The following is a 19,693-nucleotide window of genomic DNA, read 5'->3' on the forward strand; positions in this document are numbered from 1 at the left end:
GATGCGCGCAAAGGACGCGGCAACGCTTTCCATTGCCGCATATCTTATCCTTAAATCGATACCGTTTTAAGGAGTTATGCAGTCGATCGCCATCATCCGTCAGGACCTGCCCAAAAATCAAGCTTCCTCTGCGTCGCCTTCGGCCTTGCGCCCCTTGAACCCCTTGGCCAGCAGGAACATCTCGACCGATTCGGCGCGCGACGAGTTCGGTTTGACATGGACGACCTGGCGGAAGTTCTGCTTCAGCATGGCGAGCAGCTCACGCTCCGTGCCGCCCTGAAAGGTCTTGGTGAGGAAGTGCCCGCCTTCCCCCAGCACTTCGACGGCGAAATGCGCCGCCACTTCGCAGAGATGCATGGTGCGCAGATGGTCGGTGCGGTGGTGACCGGTGGTGGGCGCCGCCATGTCGGAGATGACGAGATCAGGCGTGCCGCCGACGGCCTCCAACAGCTTTTCCGGCGCACTGGGATCGAGGAAATCGAGCTGCAGGATCTTGACCCCCGGCAGCTGGGTCATTTCAAGGAAATCGATCGCAGCCACACGGATATCATCATCCGTCGAGCCGGTGACCTTGGCGGCGATCTGCGACCAGCTGCCCGGCGCAGCGCCGAGATCGATGATGCGCCTGGCGCCGCGCAGGATATGATGTTTCTCGTCGATCTCCAGCAGCTTGAAGGCGGCCCGGGCGCGATAACCTTCGAGTTGGGCGCGCTGCACATAGGGATCGTTGATGTGACGCTCCAGCCATTGACGGGAGGAGGCCTTCATCTTCTTGTTTTTGACGCGCTGGCCGAGCTTGCGGCCGGTGCGGTTTCCCGCGATCGGTGCCTTGGTCATGCCTATTCCTTATCTCACGATCTCACGCGTTGGCCGCGGCGGTTGCGATTGCGCCGCCAAACGCCGTCATCGGCCATCATGTCGGTGAGCAGGCCTTCCCTCAAGCCGCGATCGGCAACCCGCATGCGCGGGCTCGGCCAGCGGCGGCGGATCGCCTCGAGGATGGCGCAGCCGGCCAACACCAGATCGGCCCGGTCAGGCCCGATGCAGGGATTGGCGGCGCGGCTTGCGAAATCCCAGGAGAGAAGCTTTGCCTGCATGGCGGAGACCTCGTCGTCGGACAGCCAGATGCCATCGACCTTGCGCCGGTCATAACGCGGCAGGTCGAGATGCACGCCGGCAAGCGTCGTCACCGTGCCCGATGTGCCGATCAGGTGAAAGTCGCCGGTCTGGGCGACCTCGATCTCCGGGCAATCGAAGCGTCCAAGCATGCCTTCGACTTCGCGCACCATGCCTTCGAAGGCCTCCGGCGTGACGTCGTGCCCGCCATGGCGCTCCGACAGCGTCACGACGCCGACCGGCAGCGAGGTCCAGTGGGTGATGTGATTGGCGAGGCGGCTGAAGCGATTGTCGCCGATGCGGATGACGGCGATCTCCGACGAGCCGCCGCCGATATCGAAAAGCACGACGGAGCGCGTCTCGCGACCGACCAGCGAGGAGCAGCCGGAGACGGCAAGCCGCGCCTCTGTCTCGCGATCGATGATCTCGAGCGCGAGGCCGGTTTCGGCAACGACCCGGCTGAGGAATTCCTCGCCATTGACTGCCTGGCGGCAGGCTTCGGTGGCGATCAGCCGCATGCGGCGGATCTGCCGGTTCCTGAGCTTGGAGGCGCAGATCCTCAGCGCCTCGATCGCCCTCTCCATCGCCTCATCCGACAGACGGCCGCTTGCCGCAAGGCCTTCGCCGAGGCGCACGATGCGGGAAAAAGCATCGACGACGCGGAATTGACCCGGACGAGTCGGCTGGGCAATGAGGAGGCGGCAATTGTTGGTGCCGAGATCGAGGGCGGCGTAGAGCTCCTCCGGCCACACATGCTCGCCGGCCTGACGATCCCCCGGATGCCCGGAATGGGACTGGCTTTCCTGGCGGCCCCTGCGGTTGGCGCTTGCGCCATTCAGTGCTTCACGCAGTTCGGCCCTGAGCACGGTTTCTTCTGCGCGGCTTTCCTGCTGCTGGGCGCCTGATGGTTTTGCCGATGTCAGCGGCCGGCCCTGTAGACCGCGCTTGCCGCGGTGCTTGCGGCGGTTGCGACGGCTCGGCGCTGAATCGCTATCGGAGCGGACAGCATTGCCTGCCGCTGCCGTCTGTTCCATTGCCTGGGGGAGAGGTGAACCATCCTGCACGGCACCATGGCCGCCACGACGGCGACGCTTGCGCTTGCGGGCCGGATTCCCGGCTGCATCTTCCATCGGGCGCGCAGGCTGTCCGGCACCGCCGGAAGGCTCATGCGAAGCGGGATGAGCCGCGTTGCGGGGTTGCCCGCCACGCTTGCCCTTGCGGCGCCTGGACTTCTTGCCGTCCTTGCGCCCTGCCGCCGACGCCCCGTCAAATTGCGGCTTTGCGCCGCCTTCGGGGTCTTCCACGTTGTTTTTCCATCGCGCCGCGCAAGTCTTGAGATATGCAGCAGGCGCTCATTTCGATTTTTGCGTTGCGGCAAGAATATCAGCGCCCGCCGAAATCGCCAAATTCTTTTTTGGACAGGGGATTTGCAGCGGTTTCATGCCTTTCGTACAGCACTGAATTTTTTCAAAACGGGTATTTGCAATCTGCCGGCTTTTGGTTATAAGCGCCGCACAGCAGCCAAGCCATGCTTCGGCGGCAACTGCTGGGGAATAGTTCAATGGTAGAACGACGGACTCTGACTCCGTTAATCTTGGTTCGAATCCAGGTTCCCCAGCCAATATTTCACTAAGTGATTGATTTTACGGCAAAACGGGTTTGCTTTTATCTGCCCTCCCGGTGCCCTCCTCCAATGCCTGCTTCCTTTTCGCTGCCCTGATCACTTGGATCGATTGGCGCAGCATGTCGGCGAATCCGACATCGTGGCTTGGGCGAGCATCTTGCAGCATCTACGCACTACACGCGCCCATTTCGATTTTTGTTGCTTTCGGGCGCGCCGTGGTGGGCAGCGATGGTAGGCGCTATTGGCATCGGCCTGACGTCTTCTGGCTTCTGGAACGGCCCATCGACAAAATTGGTCAGCGACTGGGAAAACAAATGCAAACTAATGAGGGTTCCGGAATGCTGATTTACAACAGCGCAGAAAATAAAGATTGAAATCGGCCCCGCCCACAAATCTTTTATCAGGCCACACTGTTCTCCCTCCAAGATCTCTGTGTTAGGCACCCCAAAAGCGCCAATCTTGCGCGCGACCAAAGTACGCTCTCGATATCGAAGGCAGGCACATTGAAGGTTTACCGACCAGAGATTGATGGCTTACGGGCCATATCGGTGATCGCGGTCATTCTTTACCACGCCGGGTTCACGGTTGCCGGCCACACGTTGCTTCCTGGCGGATACATTGGCGTCGACGTATTTTTTGTGATCAGCGGCTTCCTGATTTCCCAAATTTTGTTGACGGAAATCGAAGCAACGGGGCGTATCGATTTCCTTAAATTCTATGCTCGGCGCGCGCGGAGAATTTTGCCGGCGTTGTTCGCAGTCATTTTTGCGACAATTCCCCTCGCCTATTATTTTTTGTTACCATTGGAACTCACAGACTACGCGAACTCCATAGGGTCGTCGCTCCTGTTTGGATCGAATATCTATTTTTATTTTACTGCGGCTCTGTACGGGGAGCCCAATACCCTTCTCAAGCCCTTTCTTCACACCTGGTCGTTGAGCGTCGAAGAGCAATTTTATATCGGCTTTCCGGTCTTATTGCTGATCGTGCGTCGATACTTGAAATCAAAATTCTTGCCATACGTGTTGCTCGTGGCAGCCCTCAGCTTTGTATTGTGTATCGTGACGGTGCGGCATGATCCGCAACAGGCCTTCTACTCGCCACTCACCCGGGCCTGGGAACTGCTGGCCGGAACACTTCTCGCCTATCACGAAGTGAGGCGTGGACGAACCCGCCCTCGGCCGTTACTCGCGGCGGCCGGGCTTATCCTCGTTCTTGGCTCACTCATCTTTTTTGGAAAGGATACGGTTCATCCTGGCCGGTTGACTTTGATCCCAGTCATCGGGACCTGTCTGGTGCTCGCATTCGCCGGTCAGCAGAACGCAGCCGGGCGCCTGTTGGCTTCTCGGCCTGCGGCGCTCACCGGATTGGTATCCTACTCTTTATATTTGTGGCATTATCCGGTCTTCGCCTTCTGGCGGTTGACAAGCTTAAATTTCGACAATGGTGACAAGCTTCTCGCCATCGTAGTGACGGTCCTGGTCGCGGTCGTCAGCTTTGTCGTCATCGAAAAGCCCTTTCGCCACACCAGGAGAAGCCGCGCTCTCTGGATCACCCTGAGTTCATCCGTTGTCACCATCGCGGCTGCTGTCCTGTCAGCAATCACTATGGCCGGTTTTCCTCACAGGCTGGATGAAGTCTATTCACCTCTGGCGCAGGCGAACGAAGCACGGCTCGAAAGCACTTTTCTAGGCCTGAACGACAACATTCAAGCTGGGAAACCCATTGTCTTCATCATTGGGGACTCGCACGCCAGAAACTGGTCAATCGCGCTGAAAAATTACATCGATGCCGACCAATATCAAATCGTGGCAATCAGCTACTTGAACTGCTTGGTGGAGATCAAGAACGATATTGTTAGGGCCCCCTCTCGCGCCAGCATTTACGACAAATACTGCATTCCCTTTGAAAAGTATATCAACGACAAGTCATTGCTCAGCCGAACGAAAGCGATCTTTCTCACGAGCCTTCGGCCTTTCGAGTACACCGTCAACCCCTTCAGGTTTGAGCTTCTTTCCTGGATGAAAAGCCACTCGGACGACGCGCGCATTTTCGTTTTCGGAAATTATTTCCAGCTCGACGAATCGCACTCGTGCCTAGGGCTGATGTTTCAGAGAAAATCTGATGCCTCCATATGCCTGCGGGAGGCGACCTATCCGCCGGCTAACCAGCCTTTAGAGCAACTGCCATTTTTCCCATCCGATCTAGCGTTCACCTACGTCGATATCGTCAAGCTTCACTGCGATTACGACAAGGAGAAATGCCTCACGAGCAGCAGGGGTGTTCCGTTCATCACAGACTGGAACCATCTGACAGCAGAATTTCTGACGACCCTGATTGGTGACATTCTGGAAAAGAGAACCGCCGACCTACGGGGCGACGGTCTCCTCGATTTCCTGGTACCGCCGCACGCCAGGCAATCCGAACGAACTGCAAGTTCTCAGCCGAACGCTGGTCGAACGTCTTCCGCTTCTCCATGAGTTTGAGCGGACGGACGCCGGGAACGACGGTAAACTTGGTGTTCAAGTCCGGACCTCGGCATGCCCCATCGTCTCGATCAAGGAGCCACGTCGCCTAAAGCTGACGGCTCACACGTCACGCCAATCGCAGCCCTTTGGAGTTCTGGATGCCCGACAGCTATTGTCGCGCTACGGCGGCTTTGCCTTCGAACTGCAGGAACCAATCATACACTGCGCGGATACCTTCCTCCAGCGAGATGCGTGGCTTCCAGCCCATGTTCTTCAGCTTGTCGGTGCTCATGAGCTTACGCGGCGTCCCGTCAGGCTTGGAGAGGTCGTGGGCAATTTTTCCTTCGTAACCGACAACACGGCAAACCAACCGCGCGAGCTCGATGATTTCAATGTCCTCTCCCGAACCGACATTGACGTGCTGCGCGTCCGAATAGTTCTTCAACAGGAAAACCAGCGCATCCGCGCAATCGTCAACGTGGAGGAATTCCCGTCGTGGCTTTCCGGTTCCCCAGATGGTAATTTCGGATGCCCCCGTCACCTTTGCGAGGTGCGCTTTGTGAATTAGCGCCGGCAGAACGTGACTGGATTGCAGATCGAAATTATCGCCCGGACCATAGAGGTTGGTGGGCATGGCAGAAATATAGTCGCGTCCGTGCTGCTTGCGGTAGGCGTCGGCCAGCTTGATCCCGGCAATCTTGGCTATAGCATACCACTCGTTGGTCGGCTCAAGCGGTCCGGTCAAAAGCGCATCTTCAGAAATCGGCTGCGGCGCGAATTTAGGATAAATGCAGCTTGAGCCCAGAAACAGAAGCCTGTCGACGCCGTTACGATGCGCGGCTTCGAAGATATTGGCCTCAATAATCAGGTTATCGTAGAGGAAATCGGCCGGGAAGGTATCGTTCGCAAGAATACCGCCAACCTTTGCAGCAGCGAGGATGATCGCATCCGGTCTGTTCGTCTGGACGAATCTCTCGACCTCGTCCTGCCGTTTGAGATCAAGCTCCTGTCGCGTTGCCGTGATGACAGTGCAATTTTCTGAGTGAAGCCTGCGCACAAGCGCGCTGCCGACCATGCCGCGATGACCGGCGACCCAGATTTTCTTGTTGGACAGGTTGGACACTCAGATCTCTTTCCGGCTGTTTTGAGCCTTCCAGTGTTTGACATCCTCCCGCACCATTTCGGCGGCGAGTTCGCGAACCGGGGTCTTGTGGTGCCAGCCCAATTTCTGACGTGCCTTGGTCGGGTCGCCAAGCAAAAGGTCGACTTCCGTCGGGCGGAAATACCGCGGGTCGATTTCCACAAGGCAGGCACCGGACGCGGCGTCATAACCCTTCTCGTCGACGCCGGACCCCTTCCATTCCAAAGCAATGCCGACGTCGGCAAAAGCCCACTCCACAAACTGGCGGACACTCGTCGTCTCACCGGTCGCCAAGACGTAGTCATCCGGCTTGTCCTGCTGCAGCATGCGCCACATGCCCTCGACATATTCACGCGCGTGGCCCCAGTCACGCTTGGCGTCGAGATTGCCGAGGAAAAGCTTATCCTGCCGCCCCAGATGGATGGCAGCCACCGCCATCGTGATCTTGCGCGTGACGAAGGTTTCGCCGCGAAGCGGGCTTTCGTGATTGAAAAGAATGCCGTTCGACGCATGCATGCCGTAGGCCTCGCGATAATTCACGACGATCCAGTAGGCATAGAGCTTGGCTGCGGCATAGGGAGAACGCGGATAAAAGGGCGTCTTCTCGTTCTGCGGCACCTCCTGCACAAGACCGTAGAGTTCCGAGGTCGATGCCTGGTAGAATCGGGTCTTTTCCTCGAGCCCCAGGATACGGATCGCTTCGAGCAACCTCAACGTCCCGATGCCATCGGCATCCGCCGTATATTCAGGCGTTTCGAAGCTGACACCCACATGGCTTTGTGCGGCAAGATTGTAGATTTCATCGGGCTGCGTCTGCTGCACGATCCGCAGCAGGTTGGTCGAGTCGATCATATCGCCATAGTGGAGAATGAAGCGAGGATGTGTCTCATGCGGATCCTGATAGATATGTTCGATGCGGCCGGTATTAAAAGACGAGGACCGCCGCTTGATACCGTGCACCGTATAGCCCTTGCTCAGAAGCAATTCGGCCAAATAGGCACCATCCTGACCAGTCACCCCAGTAATAAGCGCGGTTTTTGTCATTTTTTCACATCGTCGTTCGATACAATCTTCGGGTCGTGTTTATGGAAACGACCGAACGAGTGCAACCCCCATGTAACTGCGGGCAGGTCGGCGAAATGAGTATCGTCGACCTCTTCGGCTGACGTGAGACTGGCACAATGAGACTAGAGCTTTCATTTGTCAGATGTCCAAGGGCTAAATATGATCCTGGTGACGGGAGGAGTCGGCTTCATCGGTGCGAATTTCGTGCTCGGCTGAGCTTGCGCTTCACGATGAACCAGTCGTCAACCTCGATGCGCTCACCTATGCCGGCAATCTTGAAAACCTTACCTCCGTGATGGCCATTCAAGCACCATAGAAGAAACTGTCGATCACTGTCTCAAGATTGCAACGACACCCTCCAAACAGGTCCAAATTTGCCTTGTGACCGGGCCGTTGTGGGTGTTGTCGTGATCGCAGGATATGCTAAGGCCAATACCAGGAATTAATTAGGTGCAACTGAATGGATGACGCGGATGGCCCCTCGCCCCAATTGGTGAGAGCGCCCTTTTGCGGATCTCCGTGACGATCAATTCGTGACAGCATCCGCTGGCTGTGACCCTTTTACAAAGGGACGAGAAATTGAGGAGCGAGATCCGCTGTGTCAGATTATCTGTGAAAAACGACGCGGTTCTCCGGCCTGATCGAAATGTGAAGTAGGCGTCTGCTGGCGCGGAGGCTGAGGTTAGTCAAAGCATGAAAATTGGCATCTTGTTAGAAAACCCGATTCAGGTCGGTGGCGGATTCAATCAAGCAATCAATGCGATCGTACAACTCCAGCGTATCATCGGAAAACAGCATGAGGTCGTGGCTTTCACGACAATCAAAGCCAATCTTCAGCATCTCAAGCGGCTTGGAGTTCCCGCAGAATACCTGCCTGCCGCCGGAAGGCTATCTCGAATTGCACTCGCCGTGTTGCGCCGCTCAATCCGCAAGGAAATTGGCAAAGCGTGGATGGCAAACAAGATCGAAAATGCGCTGCTGAAAGCAGGCATGGATCTGGGGTATTTCGTTACACATTCCTCAACTCCGAACTATTTCCGCAAGCTCAACTACGTCACGACAGTCCTTGATCTCTGTCATCGGGACGATCTCGAATTTCCGGAAGTCAGCTCCGAAGGCAGATTCGAAGAACGAGAGCGGCACTTTTCCACATGCCTGCCACGTGCGGTCGCCGTCTTGGTGGCATCACATCAGCTACTGAAGAGGATTGTCGTTCGCTACGGAGTTGACGAAGAGCGCATGATTGCGATGCCGTTCGAGCCCTCTCCTTTCTTAAGTGAAGCGCATTCGATTGATCGCACAGCCGTGCTCGGCAATTACGGGCTGAGGGATGGCTATTATTTCTATCCGGCGCAATTCTGGCCTCATAAGAACCATATACGCATTCTTGAAGCGATCTCGTTGTTAAAGCAAAAGGCGGCCGTTAATTCCGACATACGCGTGGTCTTTTCGGGTGCGGACAGCGGTAATTTGGCCTGGATCAAGCAGCAAGCGCAGCGGTTAGGCGTCTCTGACAATGTGACGTTTCTCGGCTTTGTACCGGTTGATCACATGCGCGCGCTTTACGAAGGCGCTCTGGCCGTCGTGATGTCGACTTATTTTGGCCCGACCAATCTACCGCCGTTGGAAGCGTGGGCAGTCGGCCGCCCGTTGATCTATTCGGCGCACCTCAATGAACAGGTCGGCGATGCGGCGTTGTTTGCCGACGCTAATGACGCAGAGCAGTGGGCCGACGCAATGTTGCGCATTCGGGATCCTGCGGTGGCAGTTGATCTGATCGAAAAAGGGCGTAAGCAGCTAAAAGCGATCGACACGGAGCGGCTCGAAGCCGAGACCCTATTCGTACATAGACTCGAGCAATTTGCGCAACGCAGGAAATGCTGGGAATAATCATGGAATGCGCACCAGTCATACTTTTTGTCTTCAATCGTCCCATGCATATGGCACGGACTATCGCTGCATTGCAGGCAAACGAATTGGCGGAACAGACGCCGCTGTTCATTTTTTGCGACGGTCAGCGCAATGAAAAAGAAGCGGAGCGCGTGCGCCAGGTCCGTGAACAGGCAAAGACGGTAACGGGTTTCAAGTCAGTCACTATCGTCGAGCGTGAAAAAAACTATGGCCTTGCAGGCTCCATCATCGATGGCGTGGGCCGTCTGTGCGAACAATATGGCCGCGTCATCGTCGTCGAGGATGACCTGATAACCTCGCCTGACTTCTTGCGCTATATGAACCAGGGGCTGGATCTTTATGCAGATGAGGAGCGCGTCGCCAGCATTCACGGTTACGCCTATCCGGTCCCCAACGACGATGCTCCCGAGAGCTATTTCCTACGTGGGGCGGACTGTTGGGGCTGGGCCACGTGGGCCCGGGCATGGAAACATTTCGAACCCAATGGGGCTAAGCTTCTGATAGGCCTGAAAGAGAAAGGCCTTGCCAAAGCTTTCGACTATGATGGGAACGCCTTTTTCCTGGCGATGCTGCGCAATCAAGTCAAAGGCAAGAATCAATCTTGGGCGATCAGGTGGCATGCCAGCGCTTATCTGGACAATATGCTGACTCTCTACCCTCGCCAGAGCCTTGTGGAGAACTCAGGGTTTGACGACAGCGGAGTCCACTGCAGCGATGTCGATTATTACGCCGGCAGCCTCGGGCATGCGCCGGGGAAATTGCAAAAGATCCCCGTTGAAGTTAACGAACAAATGCGACTGCGCGTGTTGGGCTTTTTCGCAAAGATGCGCCGCCAGCGGATGAATGATTTTTACAAGCTCGTATTCTCGGCCGGGGTCAAGCGCATACGCAAAGTAGTCGGTTTGGCGGCATCCTGACGCATCGGTCGATTTGGGAAAGAGAAACATGATAGAAAAGATCACGAACGGTGGCGAACTGCAGGCCATGATATTGCGGTCGAACTACACGTTCGATGGTATCCAATTTTTCACGCCGGACGAATTTTCGCAGCAACTCGCCTATATGAAGCGACCGACTGGCTATGTCATCCAACCCCACGTTCACAACGCCGTCGCGCGCGAGGTCCTCTATACGAAGGAGGTCCTGCTTATAAAGTCGGGCGTTGTCCGCGTGGACTTCTATTCCGACGCGCAGGAATACTACGAAAGCGCGATCCTGCGCGCTGGCGACGTCATCCTGCTTGCCTTCGGCGGACATGGTTTTGAAATCATCGAAGAAGCTGAAATCATCGAAGTCAAACAGGGACCTTATGCCGGAGAATCCGATAAGACACGATTTGTACCGTCGGTGCGGGAACTGAAGATAAAGGGTGTCGAATGATTCCGGTCAATGAACCGCTGCTGAATGGTAACGAGAGCAAGTATCTGCTGGAATGTATCGAGACCGGCTGGATTTCCTCCGAAGGCCCTTTCATCACACGTTTTGAGCGTGAGTTTGCCGCGACTGTCGGCCGCAAGCACGCAATCGCCGTTGCGAACGGTTCGATGGCTCTCGACGCTGGCATGATGGCGCTTGGCCTGGAGGAAGGCACTGAGGTCATCATGCCGTCCTTCACGATCATTTCCTGCGCAGCAGCCATCGTGAGAGCGGGTTGTGTGCCGGTTGCGGTGGATTCGGATCCTCTCACCTGGAATATCGATCCGACGAAGATCGAAGCAGCTATTACGCCGAAGACGCGCGCCATCATGGTGGTGCATATCTATGGCCTGCCCTGCGATATGGCCGCGATCAACGAGATCGCCCGCCGCCACGACCTCAAGATCATCGAAGACGCTGCAGAAATGCATGGACAGACATATAACGGCCAGCCTTGCGGCAGTTTCGGCGATGTCAGCATTTTCAGCTTCTATCCCAATAAGCACATTACCACAGGCGAAGGTGGCATGATCGTCACCGATTCCGACGCCCTTGCCGACAGATCTCGAAGCCTGCGAAATCTCTGCTTCCTGCCTGCCCGTCGCTTTGTTCACGAGGAACTGGGCTGGAATATGCGTATGACAAATATGCAGGCGGCTTTGGGTTGCGCGCAGCTTGAGCGCCTTCCGGAATTCGTCGAGCGCAAACGTGCGATGGGCAAACTGTATACCGAGCTGCTTCAGGACCTGCCCGGCATTCAACTGCCGTTGCCCGAGACAACGTATGCCCGGAATATCTATTGGGTCTATGGCATCGTGCTGAAGGACGAGATCGATTTCGACGCAGCCGAAGCGATGAAACGATTAGCGGCTAAAGGCGTAGGCTGCCGTCCGTTTTTCTGGCCGATGCACGAGCAGCCCGTTCTGCAGAAGATGGGCTTCTTCAAGGATGCAGATCTTCCCATCGCCGCAAAGCTTGCGCGCCGCGGCTTCTATATTCCAAGCGGCATGGCGCTGAGGGAAGATCAAATTCGCGAAGTCGCGGGTATCGTCGCGGAGGTCATCCGTTGACGCCCAGTTTCGGATTGTACTCCCAGTATTACGACCTTCTCTATAAGGACAAGGATTACGAGGGCGAAACAGCTTATGTGAAAGCTCTGCTGGAGCGTTATGCCACCGGCCCAATCTCGCAGATTCTGGAGCTAGGCTCCGGCACCGGCATTCACGCCGATAAGATCGCAGAAGCCGGATATGGGGTGCTGGGTGTAGAGCTGTCGGAAACCATGCTTGCGGCGGCCATGCCGAAGGCGGCACAGTCGGGCGGCAAACTTGATTTCACGCTGGGCGATGCACGCACATTCCGGACGGATCGGCGATTCCAGGCGGTCATCTCCCTTTTTCATGTTTTGAGCTATCAGACGTCCGATGCTGATCTCGAAGCGATGATGGAGACTGTTTCCCATCATCTCGAAGACGGCGGAATTTTCATCTTCGACTTCTGGTACGGACCAGCAGTCCTTTGGCAGCGGCCGAGTACCCGCGTCAAACGCTTGGAAAACGATGAGATTTCCGTCGTTCGCGTTGCAGAGTCGGTCGTGCATGACGCCGAGAACGTCGTGGATGTCAATTACACGATCTTCGCGACGGAGAAGCTGAGCGCCAAGACCGAAATGGTTTGCGAAACCCACCGCATGCGCTACCTCTTCCTGAACGAGATAGACCGCCTCCTGACGAATGCGGGGATGAGCCGTGTGATTGCCGAAGAGTGGATGTCCAGTTCGACGCCGGGGACCGAAACCTGGGGCGTCTGTGTCGTAGCGCGCAAGAACGCGGGCTGACTGTTGGCGATACATTTGGACGACCGAATTACCTTGCGCCGGAAGAGGATTGGTTTCTATCTCGGAGTAGGCCGCCATGCCGGTGGTATGTTCCAGTACGCGCAAAGCCTTGTGCAGGCCCTGCCTTCAATCGACGGCACGGACGTGGATGTCATCGTTGCCTATGGGGACGAAGCCTGGCGCTCTGAACTTGATGCCAGCCCGCTGAAGGCCGTCCCGCTGCAGCACTGGAAGCGAGGCGAGACACTTGCCAAGCTGTTCATGGTTCTGCCCGGCTCCGTAGCGCGTAACATCGCGAGATGGGTGAACCCACTCGTGCGGGAATTGACATCTCTCCAATGTGATCTGTGGATTTTTCCGGCTCAAGACGCCCTGACCTGGCAGATCAAGGAGTCCTCGATCGCAACCATTCACGATTTGATGCACAGATATGAACGCAGCTTTCCAGAAGCCGGAAGCTGGTTGCGCTTTCAACTGAGAGAAAGCCGGTTCCGTCACCTTGCGAACCAGAGCGCTGCCGTGCTCGTCGATTCCGAAACCGGGCGGCGGCATGTCATGGAAAGCTACGGTACGCCAGAAGATCACATATATCCGCTGCCTTATATCGCTCCGAACTATCTTACGGATTCGGTCGAGACGCCCGCCTTCGCCGAACGCTACCGGCTTCCGGAAAAATTCTATTTTTATCCGGCGCAATTCTGGCCTCACAAGAATCACTTGCGGCTCATACAAGCGCTGGCAGCCGCGCGCAGGACTCATCCGAACATGGAACTGGTCTTGGCGGGCAATACAAAGCGCGAATATGCGGCCGTCAAAGCGATAGCAAGCGAGCTTGGGCTATCCCAAGCTGTTCACTTCGTCGGTTATGTACCGGATTCGGATCTGGCTGGGTTTTATCGTCGTGCCAGAGGGTTGGTCATGCCGACTTTTTTCGGCCCGACAAACATTCCGCCGCTTGAAGCGATGGTGTGCGGTTGCCCCGTTTTGATATCGGACAAGTATGGTATGCGTGAACAGTGCGGCGACGCGGCTCTCTATTTCTCGCCGCAATCCGTCGCGGAAATTCAAGGGGCAATGAGCCGCCTGTGGGAAGATGAAGACCTACGTTCCTCTTTGATCAAAAAGGGGCTTGAAAGAGCTTCCTTGTGGAAGCAAGAAGATTTCGACCACCGTCTGAGAGAAATTTTGGGGCGTGTCCTCGATCGAGTCGCATGATACATGGCGTTGGTCCATGCAGTCCCCTGAGGCCGTAGAAAATATGGCACGAGCAACGGCTAACGGAGAGTTTGAGCGCATTAATATGACAGGTCACGTGACAAAACAGGAAGGGGAAAGCGGCACCGAACCCTGGGATATAGTCATCAAGCCGTCCGGCACCATCAGCGTCGGGCTGACGACCGCGTGGAAATATCGTGAACTTATCTGGATGTTCTTCAAAAGGGATTTCACGACATTCTACAAGCAAACCGTGCTTGGACCGGTTTGGTATCTCATACAACCGATACTGACGACGGTCACCTATTACATCGTCTTCGGAAAGATTGCCAATCTCTCCACCGATGGAATTTCCCCGCTTGTCTTTTATATGTCCGGCACCATTATCTGGAATTATTTCTCAGCTTGCCTCACCAATAACTCAGAAACATTTTCGAAAAACTCGAACTTGTTTGGAAAAGTGTATTTCCCCCGGCTAGTCGTACCACTCGCAGTCGCGATGAGCGGCCTGGTCGCATTTGCCATCCAATTCACGCTGCTGCTTACGATCTCTTTTGTTCTCTGGCTTAGTCAGGATGATATTGTGATCAGCTTGCGTTTCGTTTTCGCGACACCATTGATTTTGCTATATGTTGCAACGCTTGGTGTGGGAATGGGACTCTTGGTTTCCGCGCTGACAGTTCGATATCGTGATCTGGTTTATGCCGTCGGTTTCGTTACGCAGCTTTGGATGTATGCGACACCCGTCGTCTATGCTTTCAGCCAGGTTCCCGAACGATATCAATGGTTTTACTACCTCAATCCGATGACGACTCCGGTTCAGGTATTCCGTTGGGCACTTTTCGACGCGTCGCCGCTTCCTCTGAGCATTTGCCTGGCGAATGTCGCGGCCACTCTGATTATTATGTTTGGCGGCTTGATACTTTTTGCGCGGGCTGAGGCCACCGCTATGGATACCGTTTGATGAATGATATCGTTATACGCGCCGAGAATGTCAGCAAACACTATCGCTTGGGTATCATTAATCACGGCACCTTGTACCGCGACCTCCAAAGCTGGTGGGCGCGGTTCCGCAATCTGCCGGACCCCAATGCCTCCGTGTCGGATTACGCTTCCGACAGACAGAACAAGACTCGGCTTAAGAACGACATTTTTCACGCCCTGGATGATGTGTCCTTCGAGATTTCCCGCGGCGATATCGTTGGCGTAATCGGTCGCAATGGGGCAGGCAAGTCGACCCTTCTGAAGCTGATGTCTCGCATAACGCGTCCAACCTCGGGCTATATTGGCATTCGAGGCCGGATTGCGAGCCTCTTGGAAGTCGGAACCGGCTTCCACCCCGAACTCACAGGCCGCGAAAACGTTTACTTAAACGGTGCCATTCTTGGAATGACACACTCCGAAGTTCGCGCGAAGTTCGATGAGATCGTCGAGTTCGCAGAAATCGGCGATTTCATCGACACCCCAGTCAAACGTTACTCTTCAGGCATGTATGTTCGACTTGCCTTTTCCGTTGCGGCACATCTGGAACCCGAAATACTTCTTGTCGATGAGGTTCTGGCAGTTGGCGACGTCAACTTCCAGAACAAATGTATGGGCCGAATGCGGGAGGTGACCAAGGCGGGCCGAACAATCATGTTCGTCAGCCATAATATGACGGCTGTAAGCAGTCTTTGCCCTCGATCCATTCTGTTGTCCGACGGTCGCGTGGCTGCCGTGGGCAGTACGTCCGATGTCATTCGCGCCTATCTCGACCGGCCTGAACTGAGCGGGAAGATAGATTTTGAAATCAACCCACAGGATGTCGACGGCAAGGCGGTGATCTCTCGCCTTTCCATCCGAAAGGAAGATGGCGAGCTAGCACAAACTGTTGAACTCACGAAGAATTTTGTCATCGAGATGGAGTATGAACTGCGCGAACCACTGACAGGGCTTTCCGTCGGGCTGCAGATCATGATGGAGGATGGTTATTCCGCGGTCATCAGCCTGTCTGATCCGGAACTCGACGTAAGCCGCCTCGACACCCGGTCCCCAGGTTATTATCGGGCGCGAGTAGTCATTCCGGCTAGCTTGTTGAACACCGGAACCTTTTATCTTCGCGCCGGCATTTCCAGCCGTTTTTCGATCTATTCGGTGGTTGAAGGCATACGGTTCGAAGTCGAAGACAATGTCGGGATCATCCAGATGCTGGGGCAGCAGCGAAAACCGTCGATTTCGGCGATCCAGCTCCCCTGGGATGTGAAGATGCTCTACCTCCGCGATTCTGAAGGCTTATGGAAATGAAGAAAGTACTCGTGACCGGTGCGGACGGCTTCATCGGCTCTCACCTCGTTGAAACCTTGGTCAAGGCAGGCGTGGAAGTCCGCGCCCTCTGCCAGTACAACTCGTTTTCCAGCTGGGGCTGGCTGGACCAGTCTGAATACCGCGGCAAGTTCGAGGTCATTCTTGGAGACGTTCGCGACCCGGCACAAATGCGTGCCGTCGCTAAAGGCGTTGACACGATATTTCATCTGGCCGCGCTCATCGCTATTCCCTATTCCTATCAGGCGCCGTCCAGCTATGTAGACACCAACATTAATGGCACGTTGAATGTGCTTCAGGGCGCTCTCGATGCCGGCGTTGGCCGTGTCATCCAGACCTCGACCAGCGAGGTCTACGGCACGGCTCGCTTTGTCCCAATCAGCGAAAGTCATCCGCTGCAGGCACAGTCGCCCTATTCGGCGTCAAAAATCGGTGCTGACGCGATGGCCTACAGCTATCATTCGAGCTTCGACCTGCCGGTGACGATCGCACGGCCCTTCAACACGTTCGGCCCGCGACAATCTGCAAGGGCGGTTATTCCGACTGTGATTTCACAGCTTCTGAGTGGACGAACGACGCTGAAGCTTGGTGCGCTCTCGCCCACCCGGGATTTCAATTTCGTGCAGGATACATGCGACGGCTTTCTGGCGCTCGCGGCCTGCGACGAAGCCATCGGACAGACGGTCAATATCGGCTCGGGCAGCGAGATATCGATCGGCGATACCGTTCGGCTGATCGCCGACATCATCGGCGTCAGCGTGGAGATCGAATGCGACGAACAGCGTTTGCGTCCGGCAAACAGCGAAGTGGAACGTTTGTGCTGCGACAACAGCCTGATCAAGTCTCTGACAGGATTTTCGCCGCGTTACAGCTTGGAAGATGGTCTGAAGGCAACGATCGACTGGCTGCGTCAGCCACAGAACCTGGCGAGATACAAGGCGGATATCTTCAATGTCTAGGCGCGCAGTCATTCTGGCGGGCGGAATGGGAACGCGGTTGCGGCCCTATACTGTCGTGCTTCCAAAGCCTCTGATGCCGATCGGCGACTATCCTATCCTTGAGGTGATCATTCGTCAGCTGATATCAGGCGGATTTCAGCATATAACGCTTGCCGTCAACCACCAGGCCGAGCTGATCAAGGCTTTTTTCCAGGATGGCGACAAGTGGGGCGTGCGTATCGATTACTCGCTCGAGGACGAGCCTCTTGGCACCATGGGGCCGCTGCGGCTGATAAAGGATCTGCCGGAGAATTTCCTGGTTATGAACGGCGACATTCTGACGGATCTCAACTATGCCGATTTTCATGATGCCCACGTCCGCGACGGAAATATATTCACGATCTCGTCCAAGACGCGTCAGCATCGTATAGACTATGGCGTTCTTGACACCGGCGAGGCCGGGCTGCTGACCGGTTTTCGCGAGAAACCGACGGCTGAATACAAAGTCAGCATGGGCGTCTACATGGTGTCTTCGAGGGCCGTGGAGCACATACCACAAGGTGGCGCCTATGGCTTTGATCAGTTGATGCTTGATCTTCTTGCAGCCGGCAAGCCGGCCACGGTTCGAGATTTTGCGGGCTATTGGCTCGATATCGGACGGCCTGACGATTATGCCTTGGCGATCGAGCAGTTTGAATCCATGCAGTCCAGGTTTTTGAATGGTTGATGCCATCGTCACCGGTGCTGGCGGTTTTCTCGGGAGGCGTCTGGTCAGACGGCTCAAGGAGGCCGGTTTTGACGTGCTTGCGCTTGACCGAACACACGGAGATATAAGCGAAGAGCAGCTTTGGCAGGAGCTTCCCGCGGCGCGCACGCTGTTTCACCTTGCCGGCAAGACATTCGTTCCGGATAGCTGGAGCCAAGGACCGAGTTTCATGGCCGCCAACGTCCTTGGAACGCAACATGCTTTGAGCTGGTGCAAGCGACACAAGGCCAAACTCGTGTTCGCAAGCGCCTATATTTACGGGGTGCCTGACCGGCTGCCGATCCATGAAAGCGATCCGGTCAGGCCGAACAACCCCTACGCTCTTTCCAAACATCTTGCCGAACAGCTTTGTGAGTTCGCCGCCACGCACGAGCAGATACCGGTGGTGGTATTGCGCCTTTTCAATATATACGGCTCAGGGCAGCGCCCCGAATTCCTGATACCGACGCTTCTGAACCGGATACGGACGAAGCAGGAAATACAGGTCCTGGATCTCAGTCCCCGGCGTGACTATATCTTCGTTGAAGATGTCCTGAGCGCCTTTGCCAAGGCCATGGACGTCGCGGAAGGCTACCATTGCATCAATATCGGCTCCGGAATGTCGTATTCGGTGCAGGAAATAATCGACATCTTGCAAGAAGCTGCCGGCACTGCTCTACCTGTAGTGTCATCTTGCACAGTTCGGCGGAATGAAATACCTGACGTGCGGGCCGATATCACGCGGGCTCGCACCGTTCTCGGATGGCGGCCGGAATGGGATCTGCCGGCCGGGATGCGCGCGATGATGAAGGAGTCGTAAATTGAACGAACGTTACGTTCCGATCAACAAGGGCAACTACTCGATGGACACGGTCGAGCGCGAAGCCGCGTTCGACAAATTCCGGGGCGAAGGGTGGGAAGCCGAATACGCAGATTACCGTCGCAAATGGTCAGAATATGCCCTGACCCAGCAGGTTTCGGACTATCCGCTGCTGGTCGATCTTGAACTGGCATCGATCTGCAATCTGCGCTGCCCGATGTGCTATACGATCAGCGACGAGTTCAAGAAAAGTGTGAACACGACGCGGATGGACTGGGATCTCTACTGCCGCATCATCGATGAGATCGGCGGCAAAGTTCCTGCGATCCGTCTGTCGCTGCGGGGCGAGGCCACGCTGCACAAGCGCTTCGCCGACTGTGTGCGTTATGCCAAGGATCATGGGATCAAGGAAGTCTCGACCCTCACGCACGGCTTCAAGCTCAACAGAGACTATTTCGCTCAGCTTGTCGACGCCGGCATCGACTGGATCACCGTTTCAATCGACGGCACCGGTGAGACCTACGAGAAAATCCGCAAGCCGATCAAGTTCGAGGCCCTGCTCGATAAGATCAAAGACATCAAGAAGTACAAAGACGAGCGCGGGCTCCACCGTCCGGTCATCAAGGTGCAGGGCATCTGGCCGGCGATCAGGGAAAATCCGGATCTCTACTATGAAACCTTTGCGCCTCATGTGGATCTTGTCGCCTTCAACCCGCTGATCGATTATCTCGGCAACGATTCCGACGTTCAATATCTGGATAACTTCACCTGCCCTCAGCAATACCAGCGCCTCGTTATCGGCGCCGACGGGCTTGTGATGAAGTGCTCGAACGACGAGGAAAATCGCGAAGTCATTGGTGACGCGACGATGGAGACGGTACACCAGATTTGGCACGGCGAAAAAATGAATGCAGTCCGCGCCTTGCACAAAGAACCGCAGGGCTTCTTGAAAAGCGAAGTATGCCGCCGATGCTACCTGCCTCGCCTGACGGATGACGAGCCGACCGAAATCTGCGGCCGGAAAGTGATTGTCCGAAATTACGTGGATCGGGCTCAGGAAATCGGAAAATAGAGAAGCAGCCGGGAGTCGTATACT

At 55.8% G+C, this 19,693-nt stretch carries 19 protein-coding genes, 1 tRNA gene and 1 pseudogene; 15 read left to right on the forward strand and 6 right to left on the reverse strand.

Annotated features, from left to right (window positions below; genetic code table 11):
• Window positions 1-117: 117 nt before the first annotated feature.
• Genes HX899_RS27165 through HX899_RS27175 form a run of 3 tightly spaced genes read right to left on the reverse strand, consistent with a single transcriptional unit; the run spans window position 118 to window position 2,678 of the window.
• A complete protein-coding gene (locus HX899_RS27165) occupies window positions 118-837 on the reverse strand; it encodes an RlmE family RNA methyltransferase (protein WP_017993025.1) in 720 nt (239 codons plus the stop codon).
• Between the two features lie 14 nt (window positions 838-851).
• The gene (locus tag HX899_RS27170) at window positions 852-2,420 is read right to left on the reverse strand and encodes an exopolyphosphatase (RefSeq protein WP_181293829.1); all 1,569 of its coding nucleotides are present in this window, start codon (window positions 2,418-2,420) and stop codon (window positions 852-854) included.
• A 48-nt stretch (window positions 2,421-2,468) separates the two neighbouring features.
• Window positions 2,469-2,678 carry a hypothetical protein gene (locus tag HX899_RS27175; RefSeq protein WP_181293830.1) on the reverse strand — a complete coding sequence of 70 codons (210 nt, stop codon included), beginning with the start codon at window positions 2,676-2,678 and terminating at the stop codon, window positions 2,469-2,471.
• Between HX899_RS27175 and HX899_RS27180 the strand changes: the two genes are divergently transcribed.
• A tRNA-Gln gene (locus HX899_RS27180) sits at window positions 2,664-2,737 on the forward strand. The genes HX899_RS27175 and HX899_RS27180 overlap by 15 nt on opposite strands.
• Before the next feature lie 176 nt (window positions 2,738-2,913).
• Here the strand turns inward: HX899_RS27180 and HX899_RS27185 are convergent.
• Window positions 2,914-3,213: a hypothetical protein gene (locus HX899_RS27185; RefSeq protein ID WP_181293831.1), complete on the reverse strand. Its 300-nt coding sequence runs from the start codon at window positions 3,211-3,213 to the stop codon at window positions 2,914-2,916.
• 30 nt (window positions 3,214-3,243) lie between these two features.
• Here HX899_RS27185 and HX899_RS27190 point away from each other — a divergent pair, with 30 nt between their 5' ends.
• Window positions 3,244-5,220, forward strand: a complete 1,977-nt coding sequence (locus HX899_RS27190; protein ID WP_181293832.1) for an acyltransferase family protein — start codon at window positions 3,244-3,246, stop codon at window positions 5,218-5,220.
• Window positions 5,221-5,377: 157 nt separating this feature from the next.
• Here HX899_RS27190 and HX899_RS27195 read toward each other — a convergent pair whose 3' ends face one another.
• Together HX899_RS27195 and gmd are read right to left on the reverse strand one after the other, a co-directional pair.
• On the reverse strand, window positions 5,378-6,331 hold the full coding sequence (locus tag HX899_RS27195; RefSeq protein WP_348647935.1) for a GDP-L-fucose synthase: 954 nt from the start codon (window positions 6,329-6,331) through the stop codon (window positions 5,378-5,380).
• Window positions 6,332-7,393, reverse strand: a complete 1,062-nt coding sequence (gene gmd, locus HX899_RS27200; RefSeq protein WP_131630351.1) for a GDP-mannose 4,6-dehydratase — start codon at window positions 7,391-7,393, stop codon at window positions 6,332-6,334. It lies immediately after the preceding gene.
• A 180-nt stretch (window positions 7,394-7,573) separates the two neighbouring features.
• On the opposite strand from gmd, the pseudogene HX899_RS35265 reads away from it, so the two are divergent.
• The 13 genes and pseudogenes from HX899_RS35265 to HX899_RS27265 form a co-directional block, all read left to right on the forward strand.
• Window positions 7,574-7,709 (forward strand): annotated as a pseudogene (locus tag HX899_RS35265) (dTDP-glucose 4,6-dehydratase); the annotation flags it as partial.
• 398 nt (window positions 7,710-8,107) lie between these two features.
• On the forward strand, window positions 8,108-9,304 hold the full coding sequence (locus tag HX899_RS27210; protein ID WP_181293833.1) for a glycosyltransferase family 1 protein: 1,197 nt from the start codon (window positions 8,108-8,110) through the stop codon (window positions 9,302-9,304).
• Between the two features lie 2 nt (window positions 9,305-9,306).
• Window positions 9,307-10,242, forward strand: coding sequence for a glycosyltransferase (locus tag HX899_RS27215; RefSeq protein WP_138390716.1), 936 nt, complete (start codon window positions 9,307-9,309; stop codon window positions 10,240-10,242).
• Between the two features lie 28 nt (window positions 10,243-10,270).
• Window positions 10,271-10,705, forward strand: a complete 435-nt coding sequence (locus HX899_RS27220; RefSeq protein ID WP_180194730.1) for a hypothetical protein — start codon at window positions 10,271-10,273, stop codon at window positions 10,703-10,705.
• Window positions 10,702-11,811: a DegT/DnrJ/EryC1/StrS aminotransferase family protein gene (locus HX899_RS27225; RefSeq protein WP_138390718.1), complete on the forward strand. Its 1,110-nt coding sequence runs from the start codon at window positions 10,702-10,704 to the stop codon at window positions 11,809-11,811. The genes HX899_RS27220 and HX899_RS27225 overlap by 4 nt, the downstream gene beginning before the upstream one ends.
• Window positions 11,808-12,578 carry a class I SAM-dependent methyltransferase gene (locus tag HX899_RS27230; RefSeq protein WP_181293834.1) on the forward strand — a complete coding sequence of 257 codons (771 nt, stop codon included), beginning with the start codon at window positions 11,808-11,810 and terminating at the stop codon, window positions 12,576-12,578. The genes HX899_RS27225 and HX899_RS27230 overlap by 4 nt, the downstream gene beginning before the upstream one ends.
• 15 nt (window positions 12,579-12,593) lie before the next feature.
• Entirely contained in the window at window positions 12,594-13,793 is a 1,200-nt protein-coding gene (locus HX899_RS27235) for a glycosyltransferase family 1 protein (protein ID WP_246697187.1), read from the forward strand.
• An 85-nt stretch (window positions 13,794-13,878) separates the two neighbouring features.
• Window positions 13,879-14,757 (forward strand): ABC transporter permease, encoded by an 879-nt coding sequence (locus HX899_RS27240; protein ID WP_138390736.1) that lies wholly within the window; start codon window positions 13,879-13,881, stop codon window positions 14,755-14,757.
• A complete protein-coding gene (locus HX899_RS27245) occupies window positions 14,757-16,076 on the forward strand; it encodes an ABC transporter ATP-binding protein (RefSeq protein ID WP_181293835.1) in 1,320 nt (439 codons plus the stop codon). Before HX899_RS27240 ends, HX899_RS27245 begins: the two co-directional genes overlap by 1 nt.
• Window positions 16,073-17,053 (forward strand): NAD-dependent 4,6-dehydratase LegB, encoded by a 981-nt coding sequence (locus tag HX899_RS27250; protein WP_180194727.1) that lies wholly within the window; start codon window positions 16,073-16,075, stop codon window positions 17,051-17,053. The genes HX899_RS27245 and HX899_RS27250 overlap by 4 nt, the downstream gene beginning before the upstream one ends.
• Window positions 17,046-17,759, forward strand: a complete 714-nt coding sequence (locus HX899_RS27255) for a nucleotidyltransferase family protein (protein WP_018497436.1) — start codon at window positions 17,046-17,048, stop codon at window positions 17,757-17,759. Before HX899_RS27250 ends, HX899_RS27255 begins: the two co-directional genes overlap by 8 nt.
• Entirely contained in the window at window positions 17,752-18,597 is an 846-nt protein-coding gene (locus tag HX899_RS27260) for an NAD(P)-dependent oxidoreductase (RefSeq protein ID WP_181293836.1), read from the forward strand. Before HX899_RS27255 ends, HX899_RS27260 begins: the two co-directional genes overlap by 8 nt.
• Window position 18,598: 1 nt before the next feature.
• Complete coding sequence (locus HX899_RS27265) at window positions 18,599-19,669, forward strand: radical SAM/SPASM domain-containing protein (RefSeq protein ID WP_138390723.1); 1,071 nt, start codon at window positions 18,599-18,601, stop codon at window positions 19,667-19,669.
• The last annotated feature ends 24 nt before the right edge of the window (window positions 19,670-19,693 follow it).

This window comes from Rhizobium sp. WYCCWR 11146 (genome assembly GCF_013591995.1).
Lineage (GTDB): Bacteria > Pseudomonadota > Alphaproteobacteria > Rhizobiales > Rhizobiaceae > Rhizobium > Rhizobium indicum.